The sequence below is a fragment of the Agromyces binzhouensis genome (assembly GCF_004135055.1).
Lineage (GTDB): Bacteria > Actinomycetota > Actinomycetes > Actinomycetales > Microbacteriaceae > Agromyces > Agromyces binzhouensis.
The window spans coordinates 1-5255 of sequence record NZ_SDPL01000217.1; the positions used below are offsets into that span (position 1 = coordinate 1).

Annotated in this window: 5 protein-coding genes; all 5 read right to left on the minus strand. The window is 72.1% G+C overall.

From position 1 onward, the window contains the following. A partial coding sequence (locus tag ESO86_RS11035; RefSeq protein ID WP_165307671.1) for a 1-phosphofructokinase family hexose kinase occupies positions 1 to 738 on the minus strand: 738 nt, incomplete at its 3' end. 96 nt (positions 739 to 834) lie between these two features. Next, positions 835 to 2070 carry a metal-dependent hydrolase family protein gene (locus tag ESO86_RS11040; protein ID WP_129234984.1) on the minus strand — a complete coding sequence of 412 codons (1236 nt, stop codon included), beginning with the start codon at positions 2068 to 2070 and terminating at the stop codon, positions 835 to 837. 4 nt (positions 2071 to 2074) lie between these two features. Further along, positions 2075 to 3313, minus strand: coding sequence for an arginine deiminase (locus ESO86_RS11045; RefSeq protein WP_129234986.1), 1239 nt, complete (start codon positions 3311 to 3313; stop codon positions 2075 to 2077). 35 nt (positions 3314 to 3348) lie between these two features. After that, on the minus strand, positions 3349 to 4809 hold the full coding sequence (locus ESO86_RS11050) for a basic amino acid/polyamine antiporter (RefSeq protein ID WP_129234988.1): 1461 nt from the start codon (positions 4807 to 4809) through the stop codon (positions 3349 to 3351). A 226-nt stretch (positions 4810 to 5035) separates the two neighbouring features. Next, positions 5036 to 5255, minus strand: a 220-nt coding sequence (locus tag ESO86_RS11055) for a hypothetical protein (RefSeq protein WP_165307673.1), incomplete at its 5' end; no start/stop codon positions are given.

The following is a 5255-nucleotide window of genomic DNA, read 5'->3' on the forward strand; positions in this document are numbered from 1 at the left end:
GGGCAGCCTCAGGACCTCGTCTCGCGTCACGAGCACGGCGCCGCGCCCGCCGAGGGTGAGCGCGACCACCTCCGCCCGGCCCGACGCGACGAGCACGCGGGCCGCCTCGACCAGTTCCGGCTCGTCGAGTTCGCCGTCGGCGCCGACGAGCTCGGCGAGCTCGTCGCGGCTCGGCTTGATGAGGAACACGCCCGCGTCCAGCGCGCGGCGCAGCGCCGGCCCCGAGGCATCCACCACCAGGCGCACGTCGTGGGCGGCCGAGATCTCGGCGAGCCGCGCGGTGAAGTCGTCGGGCACGCCCGGCGGCAGGCTCCCGCTCGCGACCAGGAACCCGCCGATCGGCAGTTCGTCGGCGACGACCGACAGGCACGCTCGCCACTCGGGCTCGCGCATCGTGGGGCCCTGCAGCACGAACCGGTACTGCTCCCCCGTCGAGAGCTCGTCGACCGTGAAGCTCTCCCGGGTGTTGCCCGCGATCGTGATCACCCGGGCGACGAGGCCGGCCTCCTCGATGAAGCCGCGGTACGCCTGACCCGTCGGCCCGCCGAGCGGGTAGACCGCGATCGAGCTGCCGCCGAGGTTCCGGATGGCGCGGCTCACGTTCACCCCGCCCCCGCCCGGGTCGAACCGGCTCGGCCCGCACCGCAGCTTGTGCTCGGAGACGACCCGGTCGGCGGTGCTCGACACGTCGAGCGCGGGGTTCATGGTCAATGTCACGATCGGTGCGTGCACGGCCATGGACCAGAGCCTAGGAGCGACGAGCGTCGCGTGCAGGGACCATTGGCCGCTCGGCTCCCGGGCGAGCCGCCGCCCGGGTCGCTCGACCCGGCGGCCTCACGCGGGTCGCCTGACCGCGCGCCCCGCCTTCCACACGTGCGTCACGTGCGCCGGACCCACGAGGATCGAGACGTCGACGAGCGGATCGGCGTCGAGCGCGATGACGTCGGCGTCGTAGCCCGCCTCGAGCCGCCCCGATCTCGGGGCCTGCGGCCCGAGCGTGCGCGGGGCCGTCGCGGTAGCCGCCCGGATCGCCTCGAGCGGGCTGTAGCCGACCGAGACGAGATGCCCCAGCTCCTCGGCGTTGGTGCCGTGCGGCACGAGCGAGTCGGCGCCGACGGTCGCGAAGTCCGTGCCGGCGGCCACCGTCACGCCGGCGTCGCGGGCCACGTGCATCGACTCGAGGTGTCGGTCGGCGACGATGCGGGTCTTCTCCGCCGCCCACGGCGGGAGTTCGTCGAGTCGCCGGAGTAGTCGAGCGGCGATCGACCGCGTCGAGACCAGGATCGTGCCGGTCTCCACCATCGCCGCCGCAGCCTCCTCATCGAGGTAGGTGCCGTGCTCGATCGACCCGACACCGGCCTCGAGCGCAGCCATGATGCCCGGCTTGCCGTGGCAGTGCGCGGCGACCACCCGGCCGGCGCGTCCGGCCTCCTCGACGATCGCGCGCAGCTCCTCGTTCGAGAACTGCTGGTGGATCGGGTCGTCGAGCTCGCTCAGCACCCCGCCGGAGGCGTGCACCTTGATCACCCTCGCGTTCCGGCGCAGTTGCAGTCGCACGGCCTTCAGGCATTCGTCGACGCCGTCGCAGAGCTGCAGGGGCAGGCCCTGGTGCGCCCCCTCGACGATGACGTCGACCGGCATCTCGTGGAGGTCGCCGTGCCCCCCGGTCGTGCTCAGCATCGCCCCGGCGCCGTAGACGGTCGGACCGGGGATCGTGCCCTCGTCGATGACGCGCGCGAGCGAGACGCCGTAGCCGCCGACCTCGCGGATGCTCGTGACGCCGGCGTCGAGGAGGTCGGCCGCCGAGCGCGTGGCGCGCGCGACGTGCACGGCCTGCGGCTCCCGCACGAGCATCGTGAGGTCGCCACCGGTCAACCCGATCAGGTGGGCGTGGCAGTCCCAGAGCCCCGGCATCACCGTCGGCACGTGGATGGCCGCGGCATCCGTGTCGGGGGCACCGGCGCGCGGGCCGGCGTAGTCGATCGTCGTGCCGGAGAGCACCACGGTCGCGTCGCGGACGGGGTCGCCCTCGCCCGGGATCATCAGGTCGGCATCGATGCGCACCGCCATCGTGTCAGTACTCCACGGCGTCGCGCGAGATCGGACAGGTCATGCAGTGCCCGCCGCCGCGCCCGCGCCCGAGCTCCGCGCCGACGATCTCGATGACCTCGACGCCCGCGTTGCGGAGCAGCTCGTTCGTGTAGGTGTTCCGGTCGTACGTGAAGACGACGCCGGGCTCGACCGCGACGGCGTTGTTGCCGCTGTCCCACTGCTGCCGCTCGCCCGCGTACCATCCGCCGCCGGGCTCGACCGCCCGCAGCTTCTCGAGCCCGAGCGACTCGGCGACGACCGCGATGAACGAGGAGCGCTCCTCGGTGACCTCGATGCCCCCCGCGTCGGCGGGTCGCAGCGAGAACGTGTGGATGCCGTCGACGATGTCGGGGTAGTACGTCACGAGGTCGCGGTCGGCGAAGGTGAAGACCGTGTCGAGGTGCATGGCGGCGCGCAGCTTCGGCATTCCGGCGACGACGACTCGGTCCGCGGCGCCCTCCTCGAACAGCCGGGAGGCGACGGCCGTGATCGCCTGCCGGGAGGTGCGCTCGCTCATGCCGATGAGCACGACGCCGTTGCCGACGGGCATCACGTCGCCGCCCTCGAGCGTGGCCTGGCCCCAGTCCTGCTCGGGGTCGCCCCACCACACCGTGCTGCTCGTGTAGTCGGGGTGGAAGTCGTAGATGGCCTTCATCAGCATCGTCTCCGCATGACGTGCCGGCCAGAACAGCGGGTTCAGGGTCAGGCCGCCGTAGATCCAGCACGTCGTGTCGCGCGTGTAGATCGTGTTCGGCAGCGGCGGCATGAGGTACTCGGTCATGCCCGCCGATTCGCGCACCAGCGCGACCTCCGGCGCCCGGAACTCCGCGGGCAGGTCGCGCGTCGACAGCCCGCCGATGAGGTACTCGGTGAGCGTCGCGTGGTCGAGCGAGTCGAGGAACGCGCGGGTGTCGGCGACGAGGCCGCCGCCGACCTCGTTCGCGACGATCTTGCGGTCGAGCAGCCAGTCGCGTGCGCCCGGCACGGCGAGCGTCTCGGCGAGCAGGTCATGGAGTTCGACGACCTCGACGCCGCGGTCGCGCAGGTGCTGCACGAAGTCGGCGTGGTCGCGCTGCGCGTTCTGCACCCAGAGCACGTCGTCGAACAGCAGGGCATCGCTGTTGCTCGGCGTCAGCCGTTCATGGCCGAGACCCGGCCGGCAGACGAGGACCTTCCTGAGCCGGCCGACCTCGGAATGGACCCCGTACGACTGGTCCGACATGGCGTGCTCCCTTCTGCGCCGCGGCGCGAGGACGATCAGAGCTGGACGGCACCGGTGGCGAGCAGGACGACGCCGATCACGGCGAAGGCCACGATGACGACGAAGACGACGAGGCCGGCGGGCGGGAACACCCTGGCCTGCTGCTGTCGGCGGGCCAGGACGTAGAGCGCGGTCGCCGGGGCGAGCAGGATGCACGCCAGGAACAGGAACACGTAGCCCGCCGCCCAGATCAGGAACAGCGTGTACGCGGTCGAGATCGCCGCGATGACGAGGTCGCGCGTGCGGAGGCCGGGCGCGGCATCCGCGTAGCCATCTCGTCGCACCGCGATCTTCACGGCGTACGCGCTCGCGAGGGCGTACGGCGCGAGCGAGAGCGCGGCGGTGAGGTCGAGGGTGAAGTCGAGCGCGTCGTTCACGAACTGGACGGCGAACAGGATGACGGTGACGAGGATCGACGTCCACAGCACGGCGTGCTCGGGCACCTCGCGCGAGTTCAGGCGCGCGAAGTAGCGCGGCAGGTCGCGGTCGGTCGCGGCAGCGAACACGACGTCGGCGGCGAGCAGCTGCCACGCGAGGTAGGCGCCGAGGACCGAGATGATGAGGCCCACACGGATCAACGCCCCGCCCCATGGGCCCACCGCCGCCTCGAGCACGCCGCCCGCCGACGGCTGCTGCAGCGCGGCGATCTCGGCCTGGGGCAGGATCCCGTACGACAGGATCGACACCGACGCGAAGAGCGCGAGCACCGAGAGGAAGCCGAGCACGGTCGCCCGCCCGACGTCGGAGCGCCGCTTCGCGTAGCGGGAGTAGACGCTCGCGCCCTCGATCCCGAGGAACACGAAGACGGTGATCAGCATCGTGCCCTGCACCTGCTCGAACAGCGTCTCGTCACCCGCGGGCCCGGCGCCGCCCGAGAGGTTGCCGACGAAGACGTCCCAGTCGAAGTAGAAGACGACGAGCACGAGGAAGAGCGCGAGCGGCACGAGCTTCGCGATCGTGACGATGAAGTTGATCGCGGCGGCCTCGCGCACGCCCCGCCGGATCAGCAGGTAGACGCCCCAGACGGCGGCGACCGAGATGAAGAACGACGGCCAGGTGTCGCCTTCGCCGAGCACCGGTCGCAGCTCGGGGATCAGCTGCGAGATCGTCGTCATGATGAGCACCCAGTAGAACGCGTTGCCCGCGCACGCCGACGCCCAGTAGCCCACCGCGGAGAGGAAGCCGGGATAGACGCCGAAGCCCGCCCTCGCATAGACGTAGACCCCGTTGTCGAGCTCCGGTTTCCGCATCGCGAGCGTCTGGAAGACGAGGGCCAGCGTGAGCATGCCGAGCCCGGCGATCGCCCACGCGATCAGGGCGCCGTACACGCCGGTCTGGCTCGCGAAGCGCGCCGGCAGTTGGAAGACGCCCGCGCCGACCATCGAGCCGACGACCATCGCGGTCAGTGCCGGGAGGCTCAGCTTCGACGACGCACGCGTGTCGGCCGTCGATGCCATGAGAGCCCCCTCCCCGGTTCGATCCGCCCCCGTGCGGATGGTTCGGGACGCGGCGCCGCAAGCTGCTCCGTGTCTAGCGCAGCGTCCGGGCGTGCACAAGGGCGCGAGCGGATGCCGCGGGCCCGGCCGCCGGCACCGGCGCGGTCGGTGACCGACCGGGTCGGCCGGGCACGACGAGGGGGCGGCCGCACGTGCGACCGCCCCCTCGTGGCATCCGGCTCAGTGCCTAGATGACGCCGTCGGAGATCGTCGTCGGGTTGCCGAACCGGTGGTTCGTGATCGAGATCGCCTGCTCGTGCAGGAACGGCAGCAGCTCGACGCGGCCCGACGGGGTCACCGGGTGCGACCACACCGCGAGGTCGGGCGTGCCGCCCGTCGCCTCCGCGAGCGTTGCGGCCGACCCGCCGACGAGGCGGAGGCGGCCCGTGACCTCGCCCCTCCCGGCG

Coding starts and splice junctions, on each gene's coding strand:
- ESO86_RS11050 (WP_129234988.1), bottom strand. CDS start 4,809: ATGGCATCGACGGCCGACACGCGTGCGTCGTCGAAGCTGAGCCTCCCG.
- ESO86_RS11045 (WP_129234986.1), bottom strand. CDS start 3,313: ATGTCGGACCAGTCGTACGGGGTCCATTCCGAGGTCGGCCGGCTCAGG.
- ESO86_RS11040 (WP_129234984.1), bottom strand. CDS start 2,070: ATGGCGGTGCGCATCGATGCCGACCTGATGATCCCGGGCGAGGGCGAC.